This is a genomic window from Pseudotabrizicola sp., from assembly GCF_030684215.1.
Taxonomy (GTDB): domain Bacteria; phylum Pseudomonadota; class Alphaproteobacteria; order Rhodobacterales; family Rhodobacteraceae; genus Pseudotabrizicola.
Genome location: NZ_JAUXOV010000024.1, coordinates 51427 through 77856 on the forward strand (window position 1 = coordinate 51427; position 26430 = coordinate 77856).

Annotated in this window: 30 protein-coding genes; 7 read left to right on the forward strand and 23 right to left on the reverse strand. The window is 62.1% G+C overall.

Going from position 1 to position 26430, the window contains the following annotated elements; all coding sequences use genetic code 11:
• Nucleotides 1–17 precede the first annotated feature (17 nt).
• A complete protein-coding gene (locus tag Q8K08_RS03185; protein ID WP_304800126.1) occupies nt 18–347 on the forward strand; it encodes a hypothetical protein in 330 nt (109 codons plus the stop codon).
• A 223-nt stretch (nt 348–570) separates the two neighbouring features.
• Here Q8K08_RS03185 and Q8K08_RS03190 read toward each other — a convergent pair whose 3' ends face one another.
• Nucleotides 571–1365, reverse strand: a complete 795-nt coding sequence (locus Q8K08_RS03190) for an alpha/beta hydrolase (protein ID WP_305249185.1) — start codon at nt 1363–1365, stop codon at nt 571–573.
• 117 nt (nt 1366–1482) lie between these two features.
• Between Q8K08_RS03190 and Q8K08_RS03195 the strand changes: the two genes are divergently transcribed.
• A complete protein-coding gene (locus Q8K08_RS03195) occupies nt 1483–2961 on the forward strand; it encodes an NAD-dependent succinate-semialdehyde dehydrogenase (protein ID WP_304800121.1) in 1479 nt (492 codons plus the stop codon).
• A gap of 102 nt (nt 2962–3063) precedes the next feature.
• On the opposite strand, the gene Q8K08_RS03200 is transcribed toward Q8K08_RS03195, so the two are convergent.
• The 7 genes from Q8K08_RS03200 to Q8K08_RS03230 all read right to left on the reverse strand — a co-directional run bounded on the left by Q8K08_RS03200 (nt 3064) and on the right by Q8K08_RS03230 (nt 9850).
• Nucleotides 3064–3636, reverse strand: coding sequence for a DUF1190 domain-containing protein (locus Q8K08_RS03200; RefSeq protein ID WP_304800119.1), 573 nt, complete (start codon nt 3634–3636; stop codon nt 3064–3066).
• A gap of 5 nt (nt 3637–3641) precedes the next feature.
• Nucleotides 3642–4823 (reverse strand): glutathionylspermidine synthase family protein, encoded by a 1182-nt coding sequence (locus Q8K08_RS03205; RefSeq protein ID WP_305249186.1) that lies wholly within the window; start codon nt 4821–4823, stop codon nt 3642–3644.
• Nucleotides 4824–4880: 57 nt separating this feature from the next.
• Nucleotides 4881–5117, reverse strand: a complete 237-nt coding sequence (locus Q8K08_RS03210; RefSeq protein ID WP_304800115.1) for an Lrp/AsnC ligand binding domain-containing protein — start codon at nt 5115–5117, stop codon at nt 4881–4883.
• 45 nt (nt 5118–5162) lie between these two features.
• Nucleotides 5163–6707: an ATP-dependent RecD-like DNA helicase gene (locus Q8K08_RS03215; RefSeq protein ID WP_370870494.1), complete on the reverse strand. Its 1545-nt coding sequence runs from the start codon at nt 6705–6707 to the stop codon at nt 5163–5165.
• Between the two features lie 55 nt (nt 6708–6762).
• The gene (locus Q8K08_RS03220; protein ID WP_305249187.1) at nt 6763–6930 is read right to left on the reverse strand and encodes a hypothetical protein; all 168 of its coding nucleotides are present in this window, start codon (nt 6928–6930) and stop codon (nt 6763–6765) included.
• A 150-nt stretch (nt 6931–7080) separates the two neighbouring features.
• Nucleotides 7081–8373 (reverse strand): crotonyl-CoA carboxylase/reductase, encoded by a 1293-nt coding sequence (gene ccrA, locus Q8K08_RS03225; protein ID WP_305249188.1) that lies wholly within the window; start codon nt 8371–8373, stop codon nt 7081–7083.
• 145 nt (nt 8374–8518) lie between these two features.
• Nucleotides 8519–9850, reverse strand: coding sequence for a 1-acyl-sn-glycerol-3-phosphate acyltransferase (locus Q8K08_RS03230; RefSeq protein ID WP_305249189.1), 1332 nt, complete (start codon nt 9848–9850; stop codon nt 8519–8521).
• Nucleotides 9851–10065: 215 nt separating this feature from the next.
• Between Q8K08_RS03230 and Q8K08_RS03235 the strand changes: the two genes are divergently transcribed.
• Together Q8K08_RS03235 and deoD are read left to right on the forward strand one after the other, a co-directional pair.
• Entirely contained in the window at nt 10066–12024 is a 1959-nt protein-coding gene (locus Q8K08_RS03235; protein WP_305249190.1) for a protein meaA, read from the forward strand.
• Between the two features lie 69 nt (nt 12025–12093).
• Complete coding sequence (deoD, locus tag Q8K08_RS03240; RefSeq protein WP_305249191.1) at nt 12094–12789, forward strand: purine-nucleoside phosphorylase; 696 nt, start codon at nt 12094–12096, stop codon at nt 12787–12789.
• Here the strand turns inward: deoD and Q8K08_RS03245 are convergent.
• On the reverse strand, nt 12782–13645 hold the full coding sequence (locus tag Q8K08_RS03245; protein ID WP_305249192.1) for a LysR family transcriptional regulator: 864 nt from the start codon (nt 13643–13645) through the stop codon (nt 12782–12784). The two genes, deoD and Q8K08_RS03245, sit on opposite strands and share 8 nt — an antisense overlap.
• A 94-nt stretch (nt 13646–13739) precedes the next feature.
• On the opposite strand from Q8K08_RS03245, the gene glyA reads away from it, so the two are divergent.
• Both glyA and Q8K08_RS03255 read left to right on the forward strand, forming a co-directional pair.
• Nucleotides 13740–15053, forward strand: a complete 1314-nt coding sequence (glyA, locus tag Q8K08_RS03250; protein WP_304801503.1) for a serine hydroxymethyltransferase — start codon at nt 13740–13742, stop codon at nt 15051–15053.
• Nucleotides 15054–15070: 17 nt separating this feature from the next.
• A complete protein-coding gene (locus Q8K08_RS03255; protein ID WP_304801505.1) occupies nt 15071–16054 on the forward strand; it encodes an aldo/keto reductase in 984 nt (327 codons plus the stop codon).
• A gap of 70 nt (nt 16055–16124) precedes the next feature.
• Here the strand turns inward: Q8K08_RS03255 and Q8K08_RS03260 are convergent, their stop codons facing one another.
• The 14 genes from Q8K08_RS03260 to Q8K08_RS03325 all read right to left on the reverse strand — a co-directional run bounded on the left by Q8K08_RS03260 (nt 16125) and on the right by Q8K08_RS03325 (nt 25933).
• Nucleotides 16125–16985, reverse strand: a complete 861-nt coding sequence (locus Q8K08_RS03260) for a DUF1989 domain-containing protein (RefSeq protein ID WP_305249193.1) — start codon at nt 16983–16985, stop codon at nt 16125–16127.
• Nucleotides 16986–17013: 28 nt separating this feature from the next.
• The gene (locus tag Q8K08_RS03265; RefSeq protein ID WP_305249194.1) at nt 17014–17985 is read right to left on the reverse strand and encodes a glutathione S-transferase family protein; all 972 of its coding nucleotides are present in this window, start codon (nt 17983–17985) and stop codon (nt 17014–17016) included.
• 33 nt (nt 17986–18018) lie between these two features.
• The gene (locus tag Q8K08_RS03270) at nt 18019–18261 is read right to left on the reverse strand and encodes a hypothetical protein (protein WP_305249195.1); all 243 of its coding nucleotides are present in this window, start codon (nt 18259–18261) and stop codon (nt 18019–18021) included.
• A 56-nt stretch (nt 18262–18317) separates the two neighbouring features.
• Nucleotides 18318–18713: a BLUF domain-containing protein gene (locus Q8K08_RS03275; protein WP_304801784.1), complete on the reverse strand. Its 396-nt coding sequence runs from the start codon at nt 18711–18713 to the stop codon at nt 18318–18320.
• 129 nt (nt 18714–18842) lie between these two features.
• Nucleotides 18843–19619 carry a succinate dehydrogenase iron-sulfur subunit gene (locus Q8K08_RS03280; protein ID WP_304801787.1) on the reverse strand — a complete coding sequence of 259 codons (777 nt, stop codon included), beginning with the start codon at nt 19617–19619 and terminating at the stop codon, nt 18843–18845.
• A 4-nt stretch (nt 19620–19623) separates the two neighbouring features.
• Complete coding sequence (locus tag Q8K08_RS03285; protein WP_304801790.1) at nt 19624–19920, reverse strand: hypothetical protein; 297 nt, start codon at nt 19918–19920, stop codon at nt 19624–19626.
• A complete protein-coding gene (locus tag Q8K08_RS03290; protein WP_305249196.1) occupies nt 19917–20231 on the reverse strand; it encodes a hypothetical protein in 315 nt (104 codons plus the stop codon). The genes Q8K08_RS03285 and Q8K08_RS03290 overlap by 4 nt, the downstream gene beginning before the upstream one ends.
• Before the next feature lie 122 nt (nt 20232–20353).
• On the reverse strand, nt 20354–22159 hold the full coding sequence (gene sdhA, locus Q8K08_RS03295) for a succinate dehydrogenase flavoprotein subunit (RefSeq protein WP_305249197.1): 1806 nt from the start codon (nt 22157–22159) through the stop codon (nt 20354–20356).
• Between the two features lie 10 nt (nt 22160–22169).
• Nucleotides 22170–22541 carry a succinate dehydrogenase, hydrophobic membrane anchor protein gene (gene sdhD / locus Q8K08_RS03300; protein ID WP_305249198.1) on the reverse strand — a complete coding sequence of 124 codons (372 nt, stop codon included), beginning with the start codon at nt 22539–22541 and terminating at the stop codon, nt 22170–22172.
• A gap of 11 nt (nt 22542–22552) precedes the next feature.
• On the reverse strand, nt 22553–22939 hold the full coding sequence (gene sdhC / locus Q8K08_RS03305) for a succinate dehydrogenase, cytochrome b556 subunit (RefSeq protein WP_304797003.1): 387 nt from the start codon (nt 22937–22939) through the stop codon (nt 22553–22555).
• A gap of 215 nt (nt 22940–23154) precedes the next feature.
• Nucleotides 23155–24207, reverse strand: a complete 1053-nt coding sequence (locus Q8K08_RS03310) for a MaoC family dehydratase (RefSeq protein WP_370870503.1) — start codon at nt 24205–24207, stop codon at nt 23155–23157.
• 63 nt (nt 24208–24270) lie between these two features.
• Nucleotides 24271–24474 (reverse strand): DUF1737 domain-containing protein, encoded by a 204-nt coding sequence (locus tag Q8K08_RS03315; protein ID WP_304796999.1) that lies wholly within the window; start codon nt 24472–24474, stop codon nt 24271–24273.
• 15 nt (nt 24475–24489) lie between these two features.
• Nucleotides 24490–25035: an NnrU family protein gene (locus tag Q8K08_RS03320; protein ID WP_304796997.1), complete on the reverse strand. Its 546-nt coding sequence runs from the start codon at nt 25033–25035 to the stop codon at nt 24490–24492.
• 34 nt (nt 25036–25069) lie between these two features.
• Nucleotides 25070–25933, reverse strand: a complete 864-nt coding sequence (locus Q8K08_RS03325) for a CoA ester lyase (protein ID WP_305249200.1) — start codon at nt 25931–25933, stop codon at nt 25070–25072.
• A 183-nt stretch (nt 25934–26116) separates the two neighbouring features.
• On the opposite strand from Q8K08_RS03325, the gene Q8K08_RS03330 reads away from it, so the two are divergent.
• Complete coding sequence (locus Q8K08_RS03330; protein ID WP_304796994.1) at nt 26117–26428, forward strand: hypothetical protein; 312 nt, start codon at nt 26117–26119, stop codon at nt 26426–26428.
• Nucleotides 26429–26430 lie beyond the last annotated feature (2 nt).

A 26430-nucleotide genomic window follows, 5' to 3' on the forward strand; every position in this document is an offset into this window, starting at 1 on the left:
CCTGTGAACCGGATCGAATGAACCGCACCGAATTCATCATCGTCACCGCAATCATCTTGATGGCAGCTTTTGCCTTGGGGTGGTTTTCGCACTGGCTCATGCACCGCTTTGCCCGCGTCGCCGGGGGCGATATGGCCGAGATGGATAGCTTGTCCACCATGCTGCACGATGCAGAAGAAACCCGCGATCAGGCGATTATCTATCTGGAACAGCGCGAGGCGGAACTGATGAACCAGATCGCCCAGACCGAAGCCGAATTGCGCGCCGCCATGGGTGGCCTGCGCGATGCAAGGCACGAGGCCGAGGAAATGCGCGCCTACATTGAACGGATGCACGCCAACTCCTGATCGGTTTTCCATACCCGTCAACCGCTTGCCCTTGGGTCAATTCGCTCCACACTCGACGCCGTCGCAGACGGAGCCCGACATGCGCGTTATCCTTGCCTCTTTTATCCTGACCGGCCTGATCGACCAACGCCTGCTAGTCACTTTCGGCGGCCTGCCGGTCGATCAGATGAGGCCGTTTGTCGAGCAGATTGATTTCATTAGACTCGCGGCCTTTGACTCCGGGTCACAACCCGCCAAGGCAGGCGTCCATCAACGGGCTGCCGGGGTCGGTCAACCCGTCCATCACATCGAAATGATGCCGCCCGGCATCAACGGTCCACGGACAGTTCCATTCCTCTGATAACAGCCGCGCCTGCCATAAAAACGCAGGCCTCTCTTGCCCGCCAACCCAGACATGGGCCTGCACCCCGGCGCGCGGTCGCAGCAGCGCCGGGCTTTGCGCCACAGCCTCTGCATCATCAAGCCGCAGCGTGGCATTCATTTCGGTCGCCATCAGCGGGCGCAGATCGGCAATCGGAGAGATCGGCACGACCCGTGCCACCTTTGGCCCGCCCCGGCTTTGCACATCTTCACAAGCCATCCGCGCCGCCAGATGCCCGCCCGCCGAATGCCCCGCAACCACCACCGGGCCCGGCACCAGATCCGCCGCCGCACGCACCGCCGCCGCAACCTCGTCCGTCATCGCAGAAATACGCGCCTCGGGTGCCAGCGTATAGGACGGCACCGCACAGGCCCAGCCCCGTGCTACCGCCCCCGCCGCCAGATGCGACCAATCCTCGCGGTCAAAGGCCATCCAATACCCACCATGCACAAACACCATCAGCCCACGCGGCGCACCTTCAGGCGCAAACAGATCAAACCGCCGCCGTGCGCCGGGCCCATAGCCCAACCCCAACTGCGCCCGCGCCCGCCCTCGATACGCCGCGGCCTCTGCCCGCCACCTCGGCACAAACCCGTCAGCGCCCGGAATGAATGCCCCATTGGCATAGACCCGGTCCGCCTCGCTTGCAAAATCCATCCAACCCGCCCCAATTTGATCAAAAAACTGGCACTATCCTACCCTGTCCCCCTCTCAGAACTGGACAGCCCGCCCGACCCATGATTTGCATGTGTGAAACCGAAATGGGAGACCCCAATGCTCGATTCCGTGACCGATCTGGCGTCGCTGTTGAAAGACCCGACACTGCTTGCCACACGCGCCTATGTTGCCGGTGAATGGATCGACGCCGATGATGGCGCGACCTTTGCCGTGGTGAACCCGGCGCGCGGCGATGAAATCGCCCGCGTGCCCAACCTTGGCCGGGCTGAAACTGCCCGCGCTATTGCCGCCGCCAACCTCGCTATGAAAGACTGGGCCGCCCGCACCGGCAAGGAACGTGCGCAGGTCATGCGCAAATGGTTCGATCTGATGATGGCCAATCAGGACGACCTTGGCACCATCCTCACCGCTGAGATGGGCAAGCCGCTGGCCGAAGCCAAGGGAGAGATCGCGTATGGCGCATCCTTCATCGAATGGTTCGGCGAAGAGGCAAAGCGCGTCTACGGCGAAACCGTCCCCGGCCACCAGCGCGACAAACGGATCACGGTCCTGAAGCAACCCATCGGCGTGGTGGGGTCAATCACACCCTGGAACTTCCCCAACGCGATGATCACCCGCAAGGCAGGCCCGGCATTGGCCGCAGGTTGCGGCTTCGTCGCCCGCCCGGCGGCTGAAACTCCGCTGTCAGCCCTCGCCATGGCGGTGCTTGGCGAACGCGCGGGCCTGCCCAAGGGCATCCTCGCGGTCATTACGTCAACGAAATCCTCCGATATCGGCAAAGAGTTCTGCGAAAACCCTCTGGTGCGCAAACTCACCTTCACTGGATCGACCGGAGTGGGCCGGATCCTGCTGCGCCAGGCGGCGGAACAGGTAATGAAATGCTCGATGGAACTGGGCGGCAATGCCCCATTCATCGTCTTCGACGACGCCGACCTTGATGCCGCCGTCGCAGGCGCCATGATGTCTAAATTCCGCAACAACGGCCAGACCTGCGTCTGCGCCAACCGCATCTATGTGCAAACCGGGGTCTATGACGCCTTCGCCGAAAAACTACAGGTCGCCGTCGCAAAAACCCGCGTCGGCGACGGGTTGTCCGATGATGTGCAGTTTGGCCCACTGATCAACGCCGCCGCCGTTGACAAGGTGGCAGAACACATCGCCGATGCCACCGCCAAAGGCGCAAAGATCGAAACCGGCGGCAAACGCCACGCGCTTGGCGGCAACTTCTTCGAGCCGACCATCCTCACCGGCGTCACCGATGACATGATGGTCACCAATGAGGAAACCTTCGGCCCCCTCGCCCCTTTGTTCAAATTCGACACTGAAGAAGAAGTCGTCGCGAAAGCCAACGACACCATCTTCGGCCTTGCCAGCTATTTCTACAGCCGCGAAATCGGCCGCATCACGCGTGTGCAAGAGGCGCTGGAATATGGCATCGTCGGCGTGAACACCGGCATCATCTCAACCGAGGTCGCGCCCTTTGGCGGCGTCAAGCAATCGGGCCTGGGCCGTGAAGGCAGCCACCACGGCATGGATGATTACATGGAACTGAAATACGTCTGCCTGTCGATCTAAGGTCAGTCACACAAAATAAGCTTGGGCCATTCATCTTGGCCCACATACTCGCAGGGGGTTCAAGGGGGCGGCACGCCCCCTTGCCTTTGTCTTCGAACGCCCTCAGCTGCCCACCGATCGCGACGCCGCCGATCCACCGAACCCACCCCGGCTGGCAACAGCCGCCCGGCTCATCGGTGGCTGGCCCGCTGTGGTCGGCCCCTTGGCAAAGGCCGTCGACCCCATCTTGCCGGTTGAATTCAGGCGCGACAGTTGCGTGCCGCCCGTCGGTGTGGCAAAGCCGCCGCCCGCCTTTGACACCACCGGCTGCGCCATGGCGCGCCCGCCGCCCAGCGCCTGCCCGATCAGATAGCCCGCCAGCAGCGGCATGAAGATACTGCCACCGCCGCTGTTCCCCGCCACGGCATCGCCGCCACAGGCCCCGGCCCCGTGTTCTTCTTCGCACAGCTCCCGGCTTTCATAGCGCGGCGCTGTTTCAGCATGCACTGCCTGCGCCTCGGCAAAAGTCGCGGCGCAATCTTCGCGGGTGAACCAGCCGCCTTGCGCGGCTGCGGCGACACAAGACTGCTCATCGGGAAAGGCCGCGGCTTCGGTCTGTTCCTCTTGCTGGCAGGCCGCAAGCCCGAATGCCGCCGCCCCCAGAATACCCAGTGATACCGCGCGTGATCTTTTCATGGCTTTCACCCTTCAATAAAATGCGGTTTGAACCGCGACAGGTCTTGCGTAATAAGCGCACGGTCTTCGCGCACGCCCATGCCCACGCAGGTCTCGCCCACCACCCAGGCCCCGATCACCGGCCGCATGCCGCCCATTACCGGCAAGGGAGAATAGCCCTGCACGATCATCGGATGCCGGTCATACTCGCGGTTTTCCGCCCGTTCCAGCACGCGGCCCTGCGCGGTGATTGTCACCGACGCCCCTTCACGCGAAAAGATAGGCTTGGTCACATGGCCGGCCAGCATCAGATGGGCTGCATCGGCCAAGCCCTTGGTGTCATCGGCAAAAAATGATGGCAACAGGTTCGGGTGCCCCGGAAACATCTGCCACAGCACCGGCAGGATCGCCTTGTTCGACAAAAGCGCTTTCCACGGCGGCTCAATGAACCGGCACTGCGCGCCCACCAGATGCGCGGAAAACTCATCCGCAAACAGGTCTTCCCAAGGGTACAGCTTGAACAGCGTGCCGATCACCCGGTCATCAGCATCGGTGAATTGACCCTCCTCACTGATCCCGATCTTCTCCAGATCGGTATAATGCGCGCCCATCCCCGCCTCACGCGCAGCCCAGGCCATGGTTTCCACCGTGGCATAATCCTCAGGCGCGCCCGCCATTGCGGCGAAATGCAGATCGGTATTGGCAGGAAAAATCTCGGCAAAGCGCTCGACCAGCGCTTCGTGCAGGCGGTTGAACTGGTCTGATCCTTCGGGAAGCACCCGAGCGGCCAGCTGATCCTCATACCACAGCCATTGAAAGCTGGCGGACTCGTACAAAGAGGTTGGCGTATCGGCATTGTATTCCAGCAGCTTTGCCGGACCTTTGCCATCATAGGCCAGATCAAACCGGCCATAAACCTCCGGCTCCCCCGCCTCCCAGCTGTCGCGGATAAACTCCCACCGCAGGCGCGGCAGGCCCATCCGTTCCATAAGCGCCTCATCGGCCAGCACGGTGCCCACCGCCTCACGGCACATGGCATGCAATTCGGTGCAGGGATCTTCGATCCGCCCCTCCACCTCCTCCAGCGTAAAGCTGTAGGCCGAGGTCTCGTCCCAATAGGGCTCGCCATGCATATCGGCAAAGGTAAAGCCAAGCTCTGCCGCCTTCGCGCGCCATTCTTGGCGTTCGGGCAAGGTGATACGGTCCAAATTTCTCTCCTGTGGCAGCCCTTGATATGGCGGCGGCCTTGTCTCGATGCAACCGTGTCAGAATGTCCGGAAGGTCATCGTGGTCAGCGTGCGGCTGATGCCGGGAATGTCAAACAGCGCGGTGTTCAGGAACTGGCCCACGTCTTGCTCATCGGGAACATACACCTTGGCCATCAGGTCATATTCACCGCTGGTCGAATACATCTCTGACACCACCTCGCGGTCCCAGATGGCATCGGCCACCTCATAGGTCTTGCCGGGAATACAACGGAACTGAACGAATACGCAGCGCATGGGGGCCTCCTGTCTTGGCGATAACCTAACGCGCGGTGAAAAGGGCTACAACTCGCTTTGCGCAGTCAGGGTCAGTGGCACGCTTGCAGGCTTCAGATCATCCACCACAAGCGGCCCCAAAGGCCGCGCCAGCCGCGCCCGCACCACCCAGAACAGTCGCTTTTCCGCCCGCGTGATCGCCACATAGGCCAACCGCTTCCACAGCGGCAACCCCGCCTCGGACCGCCCGGCCTGTGCTGCGGCAAACAGATCGGGCGCAAAAACCTGCACATTTTCCCACTGGCTGCCTTGGGCTTTGTGAATCGTCACCGCCGCACCATGCAGGAACGCCGCCCCCATGGTCGCCGCTGACGCGATGAACGGCTCATCCTCATCGGGGCGCTCAATTTTGATGATGCTGGCGGCAGACACCTGCGGGTCTTCGGCGCCCACCACATGGATCTTGGCAAAACCGGGCCGGTTGCCGGGGCCAAGGTAGATCACCTGCGCGCCCTTGATCAGGCCGCGCGCCTCTAGGTCAATGCGCTTTTTGCGGTGCTTCAGCGGCAATTCAATACCATCGCAAATCAACGGCTCACCGGGCAACAGCGCATCATCCGGCGCCCCATGCGCTGCCCGGAACGCGGTGATCAGCCGGATGCGCGTGGCATTGCGCCACACCAGCGCGGGTGAGCGCGCCATCATGTCGGCATCCACCCGCTCGGCCCAAACCACACGCTCATCACGCTTGGAGGCATCCTCGACCATCCGCTCGAACTGATCAAACCCGATGGTCGGATCAGCCAAGGCATGCGCCAGATCCAGAATAGGGTTGTCCTGCGCCTGCCGGTGAATGCGGCTGAGCATCAGTTTTTTACTGTCACCCAACCGTTCAAACACCATGCTGCCCGACTGCCCCACCGGGGCCAGCTGCGCCGGGTCGCCAAACAGCACCAGCGTCGGAAAAATATCGCGCAGGTCGTCAAACTGGCGTTCATCGAGCATCGAGGATTCGTCGATAAACCCCACGTCCAGCGGTTCTTCGCGCCGCTTCCAGCCCTTGATAAAATCAGACCCCCGCAAGCCTGCCGCCGCCAAAGCCCCCGGAATCGAGGCAATTTGCTGGTAAAATGCAAACGCCCGGTCCAGTGCCAGATCAGGCATATCCTCAATCACCGGGCGGTCACCCACCCCGGTCAGCCATTCGGCAATCTTCTCATACTGAGGGTCATACAACGGGGTGTAGAGAATGCGGTGAATGGTGGTCGCCGGAACCCCGCGCATCCGCAACACAGACGCCGCCTTGTTCGTCGGGGCCAGCACGGCCAGAGTGCGCCTCTCCTTGCGCCGCTTGCCCTCGTAGTCGCCCGACACCACCTCGACGCCCGCGTCAATCATCGCGCGGGTCAGTTGTGCCAGCAGCATGGTTTTGCCCGACCCGGCCTTGCCCATCACCGCCAGAACGGTCGACTTGCCTTCACCCGGCGGGGTCAGACCGCCGTGGGCCAGATCAATGCCTGCCGCCAACAGGTCAGCGGCCACCCGGTCATGCGCCTCGGCCTGATCGTCAGAAAGGGTCAAAAGGGCCGGGGCGCGTGCGGTCATGCTCATGGCCGCGACCATAGGGAAAAGCCCCCGCCTGCACCAGATGCAACAGACCGCCGCGTCAGTTCCGACGCACGGTTTCCAGCCGAAGCGAGGCCAACCCCGTCTCTAGCTCTGCGCGCGCAACGCGCAAGGCTTCTTCGGCCTGTGCCGCCGTCGCAGGCAGACCGTTTTGCACGGCATAAGACCGTAAATCTTCCAGCACATCGAAGATCCAGTCATGATGCATTATACCATCCGCAAAATTCGGCCATTTCCCCAAATATATGCGCCCCAGAACACAACGCGTCACCATTGGAATTCATAAGCATTAAAAATGCTGCCGGAAGCGATGGCTTCCGGCAGCATTTTGCCGACTACGAACAGAACCTGACCCGGATCAGCCCCGGCGGCTGGCTTCCAGCGTGTCGTCAAAGGTGCGCAAGCCGGTCACCGGTGCTTGCACCAGCACCGCCATATTGCCCGGCTTATGCTGATTGCGCAGCATCTTGGTATGCGCCTTCGGGATATCTTCCCACGGGAACACCTCTGACATGCAGGGGTCCAGTCGCCGCTCTACCATCAGCTTATTGGCCGCTGACGCTTGCTTGAGATGCGCAAAGTGGCTGCCCTGCAAACGCTTTTGGTGCATCCACATATAGCGCACGTCAAAGGTGCAGTTGAACCCGGATGTGCCGGCACAGATCACCACCATGCCACCCTTTTTGCACACAAGCGAACTGACCGGGAACGTCGCCTCGCCGGGGTGTTCAAAGACCATATCCACGTTCACACCCTTGCCGGTGATGTCCCAGATCGCCTTGCCGAACTTGCGCGCCTCTTTCAGCCAAGCGTTGTATTCGTCGGTATTAACCTTGGGCAACTGGCCCCAGCACTTGAAATCATTGCGGTTGATCACGCCCTTGGCGCCCATCGACATCACGAATTCGCGCTTGCTCTCATCGCTGATCACGCCAATCGCATTGGCCCCCGCCGTGTTGATCAGCTGAATGGCATAAGACCCAAGCCCACCCGAGGCCCCCCAAACCAGCACATTCTGCCCCGGTTTCAGATCATGCGGCTCATGCCCGAACAGCATCCGGTATGCGGTGGCAAGGGTCAGCGTATAGCAGGCCGACTCTTCCCATGTCAGATGCTTGGGGCGCGGCATCAACTGCTGCGCCTGCACACGGGTAAATTGCGAAAACGAGCCGTCCGGCGTCTCATAACCCCAGATCCGCTGGGTGGGTGAAAACATCGGGTCGCCGCCGTTGCATTCTTCGTCGTCACCGTCGTCCTGATTGCAGTGGATCACCACCTCATCGCCGACCTTCCAGCGCTTCACCTTGTCGCCCACCGCCCAGACGATGCCCGACGCATCCGACCCCGCGATGTGATAGGGCTGCTTGTGGCTGTCAAACGGGCTGATCGGCTGGCCCAGACCAGCCCAGACGCCGTTGTAGTTCACCCCCGCCGCCATCACCAGAACCAGCACCTCGTTGCTGTCGACGGCCCAGGTGTCCACCACCTCTTGCAGCATCGCCACTTCCGGCTCGCCATGCCGTTCGCGCCGGATCGCCCAGGAATACATCTGTTTTGGCACATGACCCAAAGGCGGCATCTCGCCGATCTCATACAGGTCTTTCATCGGTGCCTCGTAGGCGGCGATGGCGGGTTGCGTGTCCAGAGCCATAGGGGCCTCCATCCTGGGGGTCAATCAATGCCGCGCTGCAGAATCAACGCGGGGATAGGCCAAGAATTATGAAGCATCGCGCAATATTGCAATAGCCTGATGATCTTTTTTTGTAATTTTATGTCTGCTGCGTCGCAGAAAAAATTCAGTCCAGCGCATTCTGCCCAAGCCGCTGCCGCACGGGTGCGGCATAAAACGCCAACAAATCCTGCATTTCAGGCCGCACTGCGCCCGCAGCATCCAAAATACCGCGCGCTTGCAGCACAGCGCGCCCCTCGGCCTCGGCCTGCGCCAGCCCGCCCGGCGGCAGACGCAGCACCGCGTCCACCTCGTTCAACCGCGCCACCAGATCAGAAACCGGCACCCCCATCGCCACCGATCCGGCCACAAGCGGCACCGCAAGCACCGGCACGACCCGCTCCACCTCACCCATCAGGCGCACACCCAAACCCTCCAGATCGCCGCCCTGTGCCTGGTATGCGCGCAACGACACCGGCACCCCAAAGCCCGCTGCCGCCGTGCCGAACAAAAACCGCCGCCCGCCTGCTCGCTTCAGCGCAACGCGCAACGCCTCCCAAAGCACCCGCAGCAGCGGCGCGCGGAACCGCCGCCCGCCCTCGCGCGCGGCGTGCACCAAAAGCGCATCTTCCAGCACCCGGTCATAGGCCAAGCCCACCGGCACAAAGACCACATCGCGCCCCAAAGGATCAAACCCGGCCCAGATATATGACAGCAACCCCATCTTTGCCGCGCCCACCCGCCCGGTCAGGCTCAGGCCGCCTTCGGGAAACACCGCCTGCGTCGTCCCCTCGGCAGTGGTCATCTGCACATAGCGCGCCAAGACCCGGCGATAGAGCGCATTGTGATTGCCACGCCGGATGAAATAGGCCCCCATTGCCCGGATCAACCGAGAAAGCGGCCAGACCCGCGCCCATTCCCCCACCGCATAGGAAATCGCCGCCCGGCCCGACACCAGCCATGTCACCAGCACGTAATCCATATTGCTGCGATGGTTCATCACAAAGACCACCGTGGCCTGCGGATCAATCGACCGCGCTTCTCCGGCCACCACCCCGACCCGCACCCGGAAAAACACCGCCGAAAGCGCCCGCGCCGCCCGGGTAGCAAAGCCAAAGTAAAACAGCGCCGAAAACCCCGGCACGATCTCACGGGCATAAGCGCGCGCCTCCTCCAGCGCCACCTCGCCGGGCACCCCTGTCGCCGCCGCATGCTCGGCCACCGCCTCCAGCACGGCAGGGTCATACAGCAGCCGCACCACCATATCTTGCCGCCGCATCAGCTTAAACGGCTCTATCTTGCGCTCCAGCCGGGCATTGACCTTGCCCAGCACGCGCTCCAGCCTACGCCGGAAAAACCAGCGGACCCCCGGCCCGATGATCCGGTCCAAAGCCGCCACTCCGGGCAGCACAAACAGCACCACCACCAGCCATACCGGGATTTCAACCGTCTGAAACATGCAGCCACCCTAGTCAAAGCCAGCGCCTGTGCAAATGAATTGCTGCTTTCAAAATACTCTGGGGGGGGCGCAAAGCGCGGGGGGCAACGCCCCCCCCCGCACCCAAAACCCAAAATGCCGCAACGCAGCGAATTGACAACGCCAGAATGTTTCTTCTATCTAGCGCAAAGCGAAACATTATTGCGCAACATCGAGTCGCGTGATGGAGGCCCCCGATGATCAAAGATGCACCTTGGCTGTTCCGCACCTATGCGGGGCACTCCACCGCCACCGCCTCCAACGCGCTGTATCGCAACAACCTGTCCAAAGGGCAGACCGGTCTGTCGGTCGCTTTCGATCTGCCCACGCAGACCGGCTACGATTCCGATCACGAACTGGCGCGGGGTGAGGTGGGCAAGGTCGGCGTGCCGGTGGCCCATCTGGGCGACATGCGCGCGCTGTTTGATGCGATCCCGCTGGAACAGATGAACACCTCCATGACGATCAACGCCACTGCGCCGTGGCTTCTGGCGCTTTACATCGCGGTGGCCGAAGAACAGGGCGCCGATGTTGCCGCCCTCAACGGCACCGTGCAGAACGATCTGATAAAAGAATACCTGTCGCGTGGCACCTATATCTGCCCGCCGAAACCCAGCTTGCGCATGATCACCGACGTGGCCGCCTACACGCAAAAGCACCTGCCAAAATGGAACCCGATGAACGTGTGCTCCTACCACCTGCAAGAGGCTGGGGCGACACCGGAACAGGAACTTGCCTTTGCGCTGGCGACCGCCTGTGCGGTGCTTGATGACCTGAAAGGGAAAGTTTCCCCCGAAGATTTCCCCAATATGGTCGGCAGAATATCGTTTTTTGTCAACGCGGGCATCCGCTTCGTGACTGAGCTGTGCAAGATGCGCGCCTTTGTCGACCTGTGGGACGAGATCACGGAGACGCGCTACGGCATCACGAATGCCAAATACCGCCGCTTCCGTTACGGCGTGCAGGTCAATTCCCTTGGCCTCACCGAACCACAGCCCGAAAACAACGTCTACCGCATCCTGATAGAGATGCTGGCCGTGACCCTGTCGAAAAACGCCCGCGCCCGCGCCGTGCAACTGCCCGCGTGGAACGAAGCACTCGGCCTGCCCCGCCCATGGGATCAGCAATGGTCGCTGCGCATGCAGCAGATCCTGGCCTATGAGACTGACCTTCTGGAATATGACGACCTGTTCGACGGCAATCCGGCGGTTGACCGCAAGGTCACCCAGTTGAAAGACGGCGCGCGCGCCGAACTTGCGCAGATCGACGCCATGGGCGGCGCCGTGGCGGCCATCGACTATATGAAGGGCCGGCTGGTCGAGGCCAATGCCGACCGCATCGCGCGCATTGAATCAAAGGAAACCACCGTCGTCGGCGTCAACCGCTTCACCACGACCGAACCCTCGCCCCTGACCACCGGCGACGGCAGCATCATGCAAGCCGACCCCAAGGCCGAGGCCGACCAGATCTCCCGCCTGCAGGGCTGGCGCAAAAACCGCGATAGCGGCGCCGTCACCGCAGCGCTGGCCGCCCTCGCCCAAGCCTGCACCGATGGCACCAACGTCATGCCCGCCTCGATCGCCTGCGCCCGCGCAGGCGTCACCACCGGCGAATGGGGCGCAGTTGTGCGCCGTGCCTTTGGCGAATACCGCGCCCCCACCGGCGTCTCGCGCAACCCGTCGAACCGCACCGAAGGACTAGAGCCGATCCGCGAAGCCGTCGCCACCCTGTCGTCAAAACTTGGCCGCCCGCTCAAATTCCTTGTCGGCAAACCGGGGCTGGATGGCCATTCCAACGGTGCCGAACAGATCGCCGCCCGCGCCCGCGATTGCGGCATGGAGATCCATTACGAAGGCATCCGCCTGACTCCTTCCGAAATTGTCAGCGCAGCACAGGATCAGCAAGCTCATGTCATTGGCCTGTCGATCCTGTCGGGCAGCCATATTCCCCTGATTACCGAAACCCTTGATCTGATGCGCAAAGCAGACCTTGGCCATATCCCGCTGGTCGTCGGCGGCATCATCCCCGAGGCCGATGCCGCACAGCTGCGGGCCCTTGGCGTGGCCGCCGTCTACACACCCAAGGATTTTGAGCTGAACCGCATCATGCTTGATATCGTCGGGCTGGTTGACGCCGCCCCGATCGCCGCCGAATAAGGTCACCCCTATTGCCCTGACGATGCGAACCAAGCACAACTTGGTCAGACAGATGCACAGGGACGACACATGACCTTTCATATCGGCGCCCAGCCGGGCGAGATTGCCGAGACCTGCCTTTTGCCCGGCGATCCCTACCGCGCCCGCTGGGCTGCCGAGCGGTTCTTGCAAAATGCAAAGCTGGTTTCCGAAACCCGCGGCATGCTGGGCTATACCGGCACATGGCGGGGCAACCCGGTCACCATTCATGGCACCGGCATGGGCATGCCCTCGCTGTCGATCTATGCCAATGAACTGATCCGCGACTATGGCGCGCAAACCCTGATCCGTGTGGGATCTTGCGGTGCATTGCAGCCGCATATCGGCTTGCGTGATGTGGTGCTGGCGCAGGCCGCCTCAACCATCGGATCGCCCTCCACCAGCATCTTCCGTGAAATGCGCTTCGCCCCCGTTGCTGACTTTGGCCTACTGTCAAAGGCTTACGCCGCCGCAACGGGCCCCGTGCATGTCGGCGGTATCTTCACCTCTGACACCTTCTACGACGAACGCACCGACCTGAACGATCAGTTGCAGCGCCACGGCTGCCTTGCGGTGGAAATGGAAACGGCCGAGCTTTACACCCTTTCTGCCCGCTACCAGCGCCGCGCTCTGGCCATCCTTACCGTGTCAGACCACATCCTGACCGGCGAAGCCCTGCCCAGTGCTGACCGCGAAACCAGCTTTGCCGCCATGATCGAAATGGCCCTGCACGCGGCCTTTACCTGACCCCGCACAGCCATTGCGCCACCCGCGCCGCTGCCCCGCCCCGCAGGGGGCTCGCAGACCACAGGCGCAGGGCGCGGGGCAGCGTCACCTCACCGTCCAAGGGGCGTACCAGCCGCCCATCCTCCAGATGGCGGCCCACCAGCGCCGCATGCCCCATCAACACGCCGCCGCCGTTCACCGCCTCTTCCAGCGCCAGCGCGTAAAGCGAGAATACCGGCCCGCGTGGCACCACATCGGACCCCATATGCGCCAGCCACACCGCCCAATCCGACCGCCACGCTGTGTCCGTTAGACAGGGCACATGCGCCAGATCCTCCGCCCGCTGCACCTGCGCCGCCATCCCCGGCGCACAGACCGGAAATATCCGGTCCTCGGCCACAATGGTCCCCAGATGGTCATCGGGGAACAGGCACAGATCAAACCCCGCCCGCTTCAGGTTCGGCGGCCCCTCGATCGCCGTGATAGAGATCGAGACCTCCGGCGACAGCGCCCGCAACTCAGGCAGGCGCGGCGACAGCCATAGCTGCGCAATCGCGGGCAGGGTCGCGATATGCACCTGCTGCGGCCGCGCCTCGGCCCTCAACCTTTGGCTGGCATGGGCCAATCCATCAAACGCGGCCGACAAATCCGGCAGCACCCGCGCGCCAAGTGGTGTCAGCGCAACCCCGCGCGCCCCGCGTTCAAACAGCTTGGCGCCCAAGGTTGCCTCCAGCTGCTTGACATGCGCGGTCACAGCCCCCGGCGTCACTCCCAGCTCTGCCGCCGCCGCCGCAAACCCGCCCAAGCGGGCAGCCGCCTCAAACGCGCGCAGCGCATTCAGCGGCAGATCGGGCAGACGCGGGGGAGACAAAGCCATCAGAGCCTCAATTTTTCTAACCCTAGAACTTCCGAAAACTCATTTGCCGACAAGCCCCCAAATCGCCATCCTTCCCCCAACACAGGAGATGTCAATGCCCCACCAATCCCCGCGCCCATGGATCCCGACCGATGTCTATATCCAGGCCCTTGCAGAACGCGTCGCCGCACCCTCTGCACAGGTCAACGCAAGGATAGAGACGCTGATCGCCCAGAATACCCAGATCCACGACCGCGATTGTTTCAACCTGAACCCCGCCACCAATGTGATGAACCCCCGCGCCGAAGCCGCCATGGCACGCGGGCTTGGCTCGCGCCCCAGCCTTGGCTACCCCGGCGACAAATATGAAATGGGGCTGGAGGCGATTGAAGAGATCGAAGTGATCGCCGCCGAACTCGCCTGTGAAATCTTTGGCGCCAAATACGCCGAAATCCGCGTCGGCTCGGGCGCACTGGCCAATCTTTACGGCTTTATGGCATTGGCCAAACCTGGCGACTGCATCATCGCCCCGCCCCCCGCAATTGGCGGCCATGTCACCCACCACGCGGCTGGCTGCGCAGGGCTTTACGGGCTGATCAGCCACCCTGCCCCGGTCAACGCTGATGGCTACACCATTGATCTGGAAGGTCTTCGTGCCCTTGCTCAGAAAACCCGCCCCAAGATCATCACCATCGGCGGCAGCCTCAACCTGTTCCCCCATCCGGTGCCTGAAATCCGCGCCATTGCGGATGAGGTGGGGGCGAAAGTCCTGTTCGACGCTGCCCACCAATGCGGCATCATCGCGGGCGGCACTTGGGGCAACCCCTTACAACTGGGCGCGCATCTGATGACGATGAGCACCTATAAATCCCTCGGCGGCCCTGCCGGAGGCCTGATCGTCACCAATGACGCCACAATCGCCGAGCGGCTTGATCACATCGCCTTTCCCGGCATGACCGCCAATTTCGATGCCGCAAAATCTGCCGCCCTCGCCATCTCGCTCATCGACTGGCGAGACCATGGTGCGGCCTATGCGCAGGCCATGGTTTCCCTCGCGCAAGCGCTCGCCCGCGAACTGGGCACCCGCGGCCTGCCGGTCTTTGCTGCCGACCGGGGGACCACGCAAACCCACCAGTTCGCGGTTCAGGCCGCGGGTTTTGGCGGTGGACAGGCCGCATCGAAAACCCTGCGCAAGGCGGGCTTTCTTGCCTGTGGCATCGGTTTGCCGATCCCTGAGGTGCCCGGCGATATGAACGGGTTGCGCATCGGCACCCCCGAACTGGTGCGCCGAGGCGTCACCCCCGCCGATGCGCCCGCCCTTGCATCTCTGATCGCCGAAGCTTTACGCTCCGATGCGCCCGAATCCCTCGCGCCCCGAACCGCCACCCTGCGCGCCCGATTTGCCGGGATGCACTACATCAACCCCTGACATCAAAACGGGCACCCATGAAATACCGCCAACTCGGGGCACATGGCCCCAAAGTCTCTGCCCTCGGTCTGGGCTGCCTGTCTTTCGGCGGTATCTTCGGCCCTACCTCAACCGCAGAGTCCCTCGCCTGCCTTGACGCGGCGTGGGACCACGGCATCACTTTTCTCGACGTGGCCAATGTCTACGGCAGCGGCGTGTCGGAAAGCGTGATCAGCCAGTGGCTTGCAAGCCGCCCGCATCGCCCGGTGATCGCCACCAAAGCGGGCATCGTGCCGGGTGACGCGCGGGGCATCAACAACGACCCTGTCTATTTGCGCTCAGAGCTGGAAGGTTCGCTCAAACGCATGGGGGTAGAGCGGGTCGATCTGTTCTACCTCCACCGCCACGATCCCGCGACGCCGATTGAACAGGTCGCCAGCCTGATGGCTGACCTGATCCATGAAGGCAAGATCGGCGGCTACGGCCTGTCAGAAATCGCCCCATATACCCTGCGCCGCGCCCATGCGGTGCATCCGGTGACGGCGGTGCAGAATGAATATTCGCTCTGGACCCGGCAGCCAGAGCTGGGTCTGATCCAGACCTGTGCCGAACTGGGCGTCGCCTTTGTGCCATTTTCGCCGCTGGCTCGCGGAGCCTTTGGCTCCCCGATGCTCGATCCCGACCAATGCGACATTGGCCCGTTCCGCGCCTCGATTCCCCGTTTTTCATCGGAATACTGGCCGCTGAACAAACCAAAGCTGCTGGCATTCCACCACCTTGCCTCAGATATGGGCCACAGCCCCGCCGCGCTTGCCCTTGCGTGGTGCCTGCACCAGGGAGACCACCTGATCCCCATCCCGGGCACTCGCACCGCCGAGCACCTTGCCGCATGGGTCGATGCCGCTGATCTCTCGCTCACCCAATCCGACCTTGCGACAATCGACGCCACGCTCCCGATCGGCTGGGCCTATGGTGACCGCTACAATGACGCGATGGCGGCATCGGTCGAGCGCTACTGCTGACGCCATTTTCTGTTCAAAAATATCCTCGGGGGGGCGCGAAGCGCGGGGGGCAGACAGCCCCCCTCAACGGCTACAGCCCGTGACTCCGATCATAGCCATTCGCCGCACTGACCTGCCAGCCAAGCCCTGCCACCTGCGGCTTGAATACCTCGACCAGCAGTGGAAAGCAGACCGCCTGATCTGACGAATGGACCGTGGAACAATCCCCGCCGGGGCAGGCCGACAGCGCGCCCAGCATATCAATCTGAGCAAAAAACTCGATGAAATCACCGGGCCGCACCGGGCTGGCTTTCATGAAATACTGCCCGGTATCGCGGGTAAACCCGGTGCACATGAACACATTCAGCACATCATGCACATGCGCCTCCGCCTCCTCCAGCGGCAGGCCCATCCGCTCTGCGAGCGCGCGGGTCAGGTTCGAATGGCAGCAGTGGTGATACTGCCCGCCACTCAGCAGATTATGCGTGTAGGGGTCGCAGCGGGTGCCGATCACATCATGCACGCCGCCGCCAAAGGCATCAAAGCCATACCAGTCCAACGTATCCTCGGTGATCAATGCCATAGCCCGCAAAAACGGCAAGTTCGACCACATCCGGTCCCCCGCGCTCAGATGCGTGCCATGCAGCGCCCGCGTCTTGCCGCTGTAGAACCGCTCACGCAAATCATGCGCGTTCCACAGGTTCAGATCGCCGACCTGCGGCCCGTCCACGCTCGTGATGCGGAAAAAATGCCCCGCCGGCACGTCAAAACACCGCGCCTCACGCGCGGGCACCAGTACCTCGGCCACCTGCTCCCAGCCTGCGCGCGCCTCAAGATAGGGTGCCAGATCCGGCGCGGGCAATCCTTCGACCGGATAACAGATCACCGGGGCCACAGCCTTGCGCGCGGGGGCATCCTCTGGCGCGTCATGCGCGGGCAGGTCAGGTTTCACAGCCAAAGCTCCTCAAAAACACGCGTCGTCAGCGCCCATGCGGGGCATCGTAATCCAGCACCGGATTAATGGGAATGATCCGGTTCGGGTTTATGGTGTCATGGCTGTAGTGATAGTGGCGCACGAAATGATCCACCTGCACCGTCTCGGCAACGCCGGGCCATTGATACAGCTCGCGGGTAAAGCCCCACAGGTTCGGATAATCAATGATCCGGCGGCGGTTGCACTTGAAATGCAGATGATACACCGGATCAAACCGGATCAGTGTCGGAAACAGCCGCCAATCAGTCTCGGTCACCCGGTCGCCCATCAGATAGCGGTTCGCGCCCAGATGCGCCTCCAGCCAGTCAAGGCTGTCAAACAGCGCTGCCACCGCCCCGTCATAAGCGTTTTGCTTGGTCGCAAACCCCGCCTTGTAAACGCCATTGTTCACCGTGTCATAGACGCGGGCGTTAATCGCCTCGATCGCCTCACGCAGCGGTTCGGGCCAATAGTCATCGGAATTGCCGGTCACCCCGTCAAAAGCAGAATTGAACATTCGGATGATCTCGGCGGACTCGTTGCTGACAATACGGCCCGTCTGCGTATCCCACAGCACTGGCACCGTGACCCGGCCTGACATATCGGGCGTATCGCGCAGATAAACATCGCGCAGAAAAGGCAGGTCAAATTGCCGGTCGCCGGTTGTCCCCGGAAAGTCCTGGTTAAAGGTCCAGCCATCCGCCAGCATGTCAGGATGCACGACCGACACCGCAATATGATCCGCCAACCCCTTGATTGCGCGAAAGATCAGCGTGCGATGCGCCCAAGGACAGGCCAATGAAACATAAAGATGATAGCGCCCGCTTGTGGCCTTGAACCCACCCACGCCAGTCGGCCCCGCCGATCCATCCGCCGTAACCCAGTTGCGAAAACTGGATTCTTTGCGCTCAAACGCGCCGCCCGTCGCATCCGTATCATACCATTCGTCATGCCAAACGCCGTCAACCAACTGTCCCATGCCACTCCCTTATCCTGATCCTGCCCAAGCCTATCAGTCGCAGCCGCCTGCGGCCATGCCTGGCCCGGCCTCAAGCCCTGCGCCTGCGCACAGCGCCTGGCGGAAAATGCGGCACCCACGCAAAGACGCACTTACTCCCTTGGCCTCAAACACGCGCTCGGTGCGCGCTCGCCCGGCACCACCGCGCCACAGGATACACAACGCCATTGCCCGGCAGATCGTTCCTGCCGCCAGCGACAGACCCGCGTCAGCGTCGAAGTGCGCCGGACGATCCACATATAGGCCAGCACCGACACAAGCAGGACCAGCAACAGCAGTGGCATATCAGACCCCTACCCCGCCAGACGCGCGAACACCGCCAGCACCGCCGCTTCGCCTGCCTGCTCTGGCACGCCCGCCGCCACTTCCTCGCGCGACCAGACCAAGGATGTCGCGGGGTCATCCTTCATCGCCCATTCCGCGAACATCCGCTGATCGTCACCAATCTCGCGCCGGAGCAATTCGCGCACTTCAACATGCCGGTCATCGGCACGGATGCGGGCATAGGCCGCCTCTACCGCCGCCTCCGGCCCCTCCAGCAGCTGCAAAAACAGATCGTCCCGGCACATCAAAGCGCCCGTAATCCCGTCACGGGTGTTGCAGCGCCGGGCATCGAACAGAATGGCGGTCAGCGTAACTGCATCAAAGCCAAAGGGGCGTGAGGCATAGACCAGTTGCAAAAGTGGCATGGGATCAGTCCTTTTTTCGCCCACAACAGCAGGCCCAACCAGAACCTAAGCCGCGGTGCCGTGCAAAGCCAGTGCCCCAAATGAAAAAGGCCCCGGATCAACCGGGGCCGTTTCCTGATCTGCGGTGGCCTAGACCACCCGCTCAACCATCAGCTTCTTGATCTCGGCAATCGCCTTGGCCGGGTTCAGCCCCTTTGGGCAGGTCTTGGCGCAGTTCATGATGGTGTGGCAGCGATACAGCTTGAACGGATCTTCCAGATCATCCAGACGCTCGCCTGTCGCTTCATCCCGGCTGTCGATGATCCAGCGGTAGGCGTGCAGCAACGCGGCTGGCCCAAGGTATTTGTCGCCATTCCACCAATAGCTGGGGCAAGACGTGCTGCAACACGCGCACATCACGCATTCATACAGGCCATCCAACTTGCCCCGGTCATCAATCGACTGGCGCCACTCCTTGGCCGGGCGGTTGGTCTTGGTTTCCAGCCACGGCATGATTGATGCGTGCTGGGCGTAGAAATGCGTAAGATCGGGGATCAGGTCCTTGACCACTGGCAGATGCGGCAGCGGGTAGATCTTCACATCGCCCTTCACCTCATCCAACCCATAGATGCAAGCAAGCGTGTTGATCCCGTCGATGTTCATCGCGCAAGATCCGCAAATCCCCTCACGGCAAGACCGGCGGAAGGTCAGCGTCGGGTCGATCTCGTTCTTGATCTTGATCAGTGCGTCCAGAATCATCGGGCCGCAGGTGTCCATATCGACAAAATAGGTGTCGACCTGCGGGTTTTTCCCGTCATCCGGGTTCCAGCGGTAAACCTGGAACTTGCGCACATTCTTGCCATCCGGCTTCGGCCATGTCTTGCCGGTGCGGATCGTGCTGTTTTTAGGAAGCGTGAACTGGACCATTAGGTTATCCCTTCCATTCCGGGAATGAATAGAGCGGGCGGCTCGGCACCTGCCCGGATTTCTGATAAACGCAAGAGTCGTAAACCGCCGACGGATCACGCCCCATGATAAAGTCTGAACTGACCTCCAGCTTGACGCTTGACCGCGACCTGCCATCCGATCCGATCCCCACGCCCACCTCGCCCCGTGGTTGCTGGGCCAGACGGGCGCGCTGAAGACATTCCCTCTCGGCCTGCGCGACCGGTATCGGGCCACAGGCCAGCAGCACCAACGGCAAACCCAGCATCACGCCGCGCATCATGGCCGCACCGGTGGCACGCCATTGGCGGCAAAACAGGCCGAAGCCTCGGGGCGCAGTGCAATGCCGCGGATCGTGGCCTTGGTCGAAGATCCCGCCACCACCGCCACATCGCGGGCCAAGGCCTGAACCTCGGCCGCAGTTGCGTTGCGCACGATACAATCCGTGGCACGTTGCGCCAGCGGGGTTGGCATGTCCAACTGCACCACCGGCAGCACCACTGTTGCCGCCACCCTCCGCCCGGCCTGATCTGCCATCTGGTTCGGGTCACAAGCCGCCAACGCCATCACCGACGCCAAGACAATCCAACGCATCTGCACCACCCTTTGCGCATTTCCGCGCGCAGGATGACGCAAGCCCACCGCCACGCCAGCCCCCACCTCTGCACATTTCTGTGCAGTGGCGGAAAAGGGCCGATATGCCGGGCGCTGTTGCATCAGAACTTCCGCTCTGCCGGGGCGATTTTCTTCAACGAAATCCCGCCCTCGGCCTCTGTTGTCAGCGGGTCCACATGAACCGCGCGATAGCTTAGCGTGACCTTGTCGCCATCGACATGGGCCAGAGAATGCTTGCGCCAGTTGGCATCATCGCGCGTCGGGTAATCCTCATGCGCATGTGCGCCACGGCTTTCGGTGCGGGCATGCGCGCCATAGATCGTAGCCAGAGCGTTCGGCATCAGGTTGGTCAGTTCAAGCGTTTCCATCAGATCGCTGTTCCAGACCATAGAACGGTCAGTAACTTTCAAATCTGCCACACGTCCGGCGATTTCGGTCATCTTGCGCTCACCCTCGGCAAGGGTCTTGTCGGTGCGGAACACTGCCGCATCGGCCTGCATGGTCCGTTGCATCTCAAGCCGCAGATCGGCCGTCGCAACCGCGCCGCTTGCGTGGCGCAGCCCGTCAAAGCGCGCCAGTGCGCGGTCAACTTCTGAGGTGTTGGTCGCAGGCGTTGCCGCCTCCGGGTCCACTACTTTGCCTGCACGAATGGCTGCTGCACGACCAAACACCACAAGGTCGATCAGCGAGTTCGACCCCAGACGGTTCGCGCCATGCACCGATGCACAGCCCGCCTCGCCCACGGCCATCAGGCCGGGGAACACCGCGTCCGGGCTTTCGGCCGTGGGGTTCAGCACCTCACCCCAATAGTTGGTCGGGATACCGCCCATGTTATAGTGAACGGTCGGCAGAACCGGGATCGGTTCCTTGGTCAGATCAACGCCCGCAAAGATGCGCGCCGATTCCGAAATCCCCGGCAAGCGCAGATCCAGCGTTTCTTTCGGCAAATGGTTCAGGTGCAGGCTGATGTGGTCGCCATTGGCACCCACGCCCCGGCCTTCGCGAATTTCCAGCGTCATACAGCGGCTGACATAATCGCGCGGTGCAAGGTCTTTGTAATGCGGCGCATAGCGTTCCATGAACCGCTCGCCTTCGGAGTTGGTCAGATAACCGCCCTCGCCCCGCGCGCCTTCGGTGATCAGGCAGCCCGAGCCATAAATCCCTGTCGGATGGAACTGCACGAATTCCATATCCTGTAATGGCAGACCGGCCCGCGCCACCATACCACCACCGTCACCAGTGCAGGTATGGGCAGACGTCGCGCTGAAATAGGCCCGGCCATAGCCGCCCGTGGCCAGCACCACCATCTTGGCGTTGAACACATGCATGGTGCCATCATCCAGCTTCCACGCGACAACACCGGTGCAGCGACCATCGGTGATGATCAGGTCCAGCGCGAAATATTCGATGTAGAACTCGGCATTGTTTTTCAGCGATTGCCCATACAGCGTGTGCAGGATCGCGTGGCCGGTGCGGTCAGCGGCGGCACAGGTGCGCTGCACTGGCGGGCCTTCACCGTATTCGGTTGTGTGGCCGCCAAAGGGCCGTTGGTAAATCTTGCCCTCTTCAGTGCGCGAAAACGGCACGCCGTAATGCTCCAGCTCATAGACCGCTTTGGGGGCCTCGCGCGCGAGGTATTCCATCGCGTCAGTGTCGCCAAGCCAGTCAGACCCCTTTACGGTGTCATACATGTGCCACTGCCAGCTGTCGGGGCCCATATTGCCAAGGCTGGCCGCGATGCCACCCTGCGCCGCAACCGTATGGCTGCGGGTCGGGAACACCTTGGTCACGCAGGCCGTGCGCAAGCCCTGCTCTGCCATGCCCAGTGTGGCACGCAAACCTGCACCACCAGCACCCACCACGACCACATCATAGTCATGCACTTCATAAGGATAAGCCGTCGTCATGTTCTTTCCTTCACAGCGCCATGCGCGCAAGGGCAAACAGCCCCGTCGCCGCAATGACCCACGCCAGACAGGTCACCAAAATGACCGCCACCTTGCGCGCGCCCCCACGGGCGTAATCCTCAATCATCATCGTTGCACCGCTGGCGAAATGCTTCATCCCCACCACCAGCACCAAGGCCGTCAAAATTGCCGGGAACGGGCGGCCAAAGGTTGCCACCACCTCTGCCTGCGAACCGCCAAGGGCCGAGCCAAACACGTAGAGCCACGCGGGCACAAGGAAAGCCAGCCCGACAGCCGAAACCTGCATCGCCCAGTGATGCTCCGTGCCGGTGCCGGATGCACCCTTGCCCACGGCCCGCTTACGATCGGTCATATACCGCATCTGCCTGCCCCTCACTGAACCAGTAAAATTGTGATCACGGTCAGAACGACCGATCCGCCGATGATGCCCCAGCCCAGCTTTTCGGCCGTGGGGATATCCAGACCCTTGCCCGCATCGAAATACAGGTGCCGCAGCCCGGCAAGGTAGTGATACCAGATCGCCCAAAGCGACCCGGTAAACACCAGATCACCGAACCAGCTGGTCGCCACCGCATTCGCTGTAGCGAAATACGCAGGCGAGGTTGCCGCCGCCAGCAGCCACCAGACCGCCAGCATGGTGCCGACGATCAGCGCATTCCCGGTTATCCGCGTCAGGATCGACGTGATAGAGGTCAGTTGCGGACGATATATCTGCAAATGCGGTGAAAGCGGCCGCTTGGCCTGCTTGACGTTTGCCATCTCGGTTCCCTTCGTCGCTGGCTGGTCCCAGGCCTGTCCGACATTGGCCGGTCCGGGGCGCGCTTCGATTGTTGCTTCTCTGAATAGCGCTTTTTTTGAGCCTGTCACCTGTGGCGATGACGCATGTGCAGCATTTTACCGCTAACTTTTCAAATTTTCCGGCTTTGTGATCACGAATTTTCAAGCCGTGATCACAAAAACGCCCGCAAGCCGACTCACATTGGCATCAAGGCCCAATAGTCCAGATCCAGCAGCACCTCGGGCAAATACTTGCCCTCTGGCCCGCGCAAGGCAAAGGCCGGGCCTCGTGTTGCCACCAAGCGCAGACGCACAGCCCCCACGCCGGGGGCAGATGTCTCGGCGCGGTCAAGAACCTCGGACCAGGCCCGCACCGTATCGCCTGCAAAACACGGGTTGGCATGGGCGCCCGCATTCAAGGCCACGATCATCTGCGCATTGGCCAGACCGTTGAACGACAGCGCGCGGGCCAGACTTATGATATGCCCGCCATAGATCAGCCGCTTGCCATCGGTCCGCGCGGTGGCGTCAAAATGTACCTTGGCGGTATTCTGCCACAGGCGAGTGGCCAGCATATGCTCGGCTTCTTCAACCGTGACACCATCCACATGGTCGATCTGCTCGCCCACTGTATAATCACCCCAGCGGTGCCGCTCCCCGGCCAGCGCGAAATCATAGCGGGTGAAATCCAGTCGCCGGGGCATCACCAGCGCCTCGGGCACCACCACGGGCGCCAGTTGCGGCACCACCGCCCCCGGCGAGGGCGCGTCCAGCGGGCCCTTGCGCACCATCACCCAGCGCACATATTCCAGCACCGGCTCGTCATCCTGATTGAACCCGCGCGTGCGCACATAGACCACGCCCGATGTACCGCTGGAGTTTTCCTTCAGCCCGATCACCGTGCTTTCGGCCCGCAAGGTATTGCCCGGATAGACAGGTTGCAGCCAGCGCCCCTCGGCATAACCCAGATTGGCAATGGCGTTCAGGCTGATATCCGGCACGGTCTTGCCAAACACCGTGTGAAACGCCGCCAGATCATCAATCGGTGACCCCGGCAAACCGCAGCTTTGCGCAAACTGATCGGATGAGTAAATCGCATGCCGCGCCGGATACAGCGCATGGTACAGCGCCCGCTCGCCGCCCGACAGGGTGCGCGGAACGGCATGGGCAATCGTCTCGCCCAGCCGATAATCCTCAAAAAAGCGTCCCGGATTGGTTTTCACGGCCCTCTCCATTTTCTGTTTATAAATATCCCCGGGGGTCCGGGGGGCTGGCCCCCCGGTGCGCGGGCGGCCATCAGCGCGTGGTGAGCGCTAATGATCGCCCAGCTTTGTGTCGGCGGTATAGTCCCCCGCCACCTCCTTCACCACCGCCTGCCCGCAGCGCATCACACCGCGCGCGGTGTCAAACGCATAGGTCGGGTTGCCCTGCAACGCCCAGCCCTTGTTCAGCGCCGCCGTAACCTTGTGGCAAAAGGCCGATGTGTCGTCATCCGACAAAAAACGATAAAGTTTCATAGTCTTACCCAGATCTTAGCCCCAAGGGCGCACGCCCAGCCAATTGTGAAGCAGCATCACCACAACCGTCACCACAACCGTGGCCGCAATCGCCACAAACTCTTTTGCCACCGGGCGCGGCGCGGGCGGCACCCATTCGGGCTGTGCCCGGTTGATTACGATGACAGACACCACGGCCCAGGCCAACAAACCGCCAAACAGGATGAAACCGCGCAGATCGCCATTCACCAGCAAATGCGCCACCGCCCACAGCTTGAACCCGGTAAGTTGCGGGTGCCGTACCTTGCGCGCCAGCCAGGTTTTCGACCCCGATACCGCGTAGAAATAAATCGCCAGCACCATCAACAGGTTATTGATGCCCACCAGTGCCGCGCTGCGTCCCCACCAGACCGGTCCCGCGGCCTGACCATAGCCCCAATACATCAGCCCGATGCTGACAATCAGCAGCCCAGTCACCAGCCCCTTGCCCGCCTCGCCCATGCCCGCGCGGACATCAGGTGCCACACGTTTGAAGAAATGCGCTGCCCACCAAAGTGCGACGCCAAGGATTAGGAATGTCATGGGTTACCTCCGGTTGCCTCTCGGCACCATGGCGTCAAACCGCCTGTGCTGCAATCGCATCCGCCCGCGCCAGCGTCGCGCGTGCTGTCACGATGTGCAGATTTTCCACGATTTTCCCATCGACCACCGCCACCGCCTGCCCTTGGGCAAGCGCCGCATCAAACGCCTCGATCTGGCGACGGGCCAGATCAATCTCAGCCTCACTGGGCGCAAAGGCGGCGTTGGCGATCTCCAGTTGCAGCGGGTGGATCAGCGTCTTGCCATCAAAGCCCATATCGCGGCCCTGCGCACATTCCGCGCGCAAACCGTCCTCATCCTTGAACGCGTTATAGACGCCATCAACGATCACGCGGTCATGGGCCTTGGCCGCCAGCAGGCACAGCCCCAGCCCCGCCATCATCGGCAACCGATCCGCACGAAAGCGCGCGCCCAATTCTTTGGCCAGATCATTGGTGCCCATCACCATGCCCTGCAACGCCGGATGACCCGCAATCGCGCCCGCATTCAGCATGCCAAGCGCGGTTTCCATCATCGCCCACAGCGGTTTGCCCGGCACAATCGCCGCCACCGCGTCCAGATCGGCGGTCGTGGAGACCTTGGGGATCAGCACCGCATCCACGCCCGGGTGATCGGCAAAGGCCGCCGCATCGTCGCGGCCCCATTCGGTGTCAAACCCGTTGATCCGCACAATCCGCGCCCGCGAGCCATAGTCAGCGCGCAACGCCTCTGCCAGCACGGCGCGCGCACGAGTCTTCTCATCCGGGGCCACCGCGTCTTCCAGATCGAAAATGATTCCGTCCGCCGCCAGAGTTTGCGCCTTTTCCAGCGCCCGTTCTTTCGAGCCGGGAATATACAGGACAGACCGGAAGGGGCGGGCGGGCTTTGGCGCAGACTTCATGATCGATTCGACCTCAAGCAACAATATTACGCCACAAACCCCATTTTCGTCACAAACCGCAAGCTCAATTTTGCCGCAACGCAGCATGACCAATCGGCGAGAGCGCGTGGTGTTAACCGATTCTACGCATTCGGGGCGCAGCCTTTGCTTACAGACCCACCACACCCATCAGAAAGGCACGCCATGACCCAGACGCTTTTTGCCTTCTCGCTCGGCGCGGCCGGGCTGATCCTTGCGGCCACCGCAGGCCACTCCGCCACGCAATGCGGCAAGCGTGATATGGTTCTTGGCCAACTTACCGAAAAATACGGCGAAACCCGCCGTAGTATTGGTGTGGCCGCCAGCAATGGCGTGATGGAGGTGTTTGCCTCTGACACGTCTGGCAGTTGGACCATCACCGTCACACGGCCTGACGGGCTGATGTGTCTGGTCGCGTCTGGTCAGGGATTTGAAACAATCACCGAACAGTTGCCCGCCAAAGGGGCGAAAATCTGACC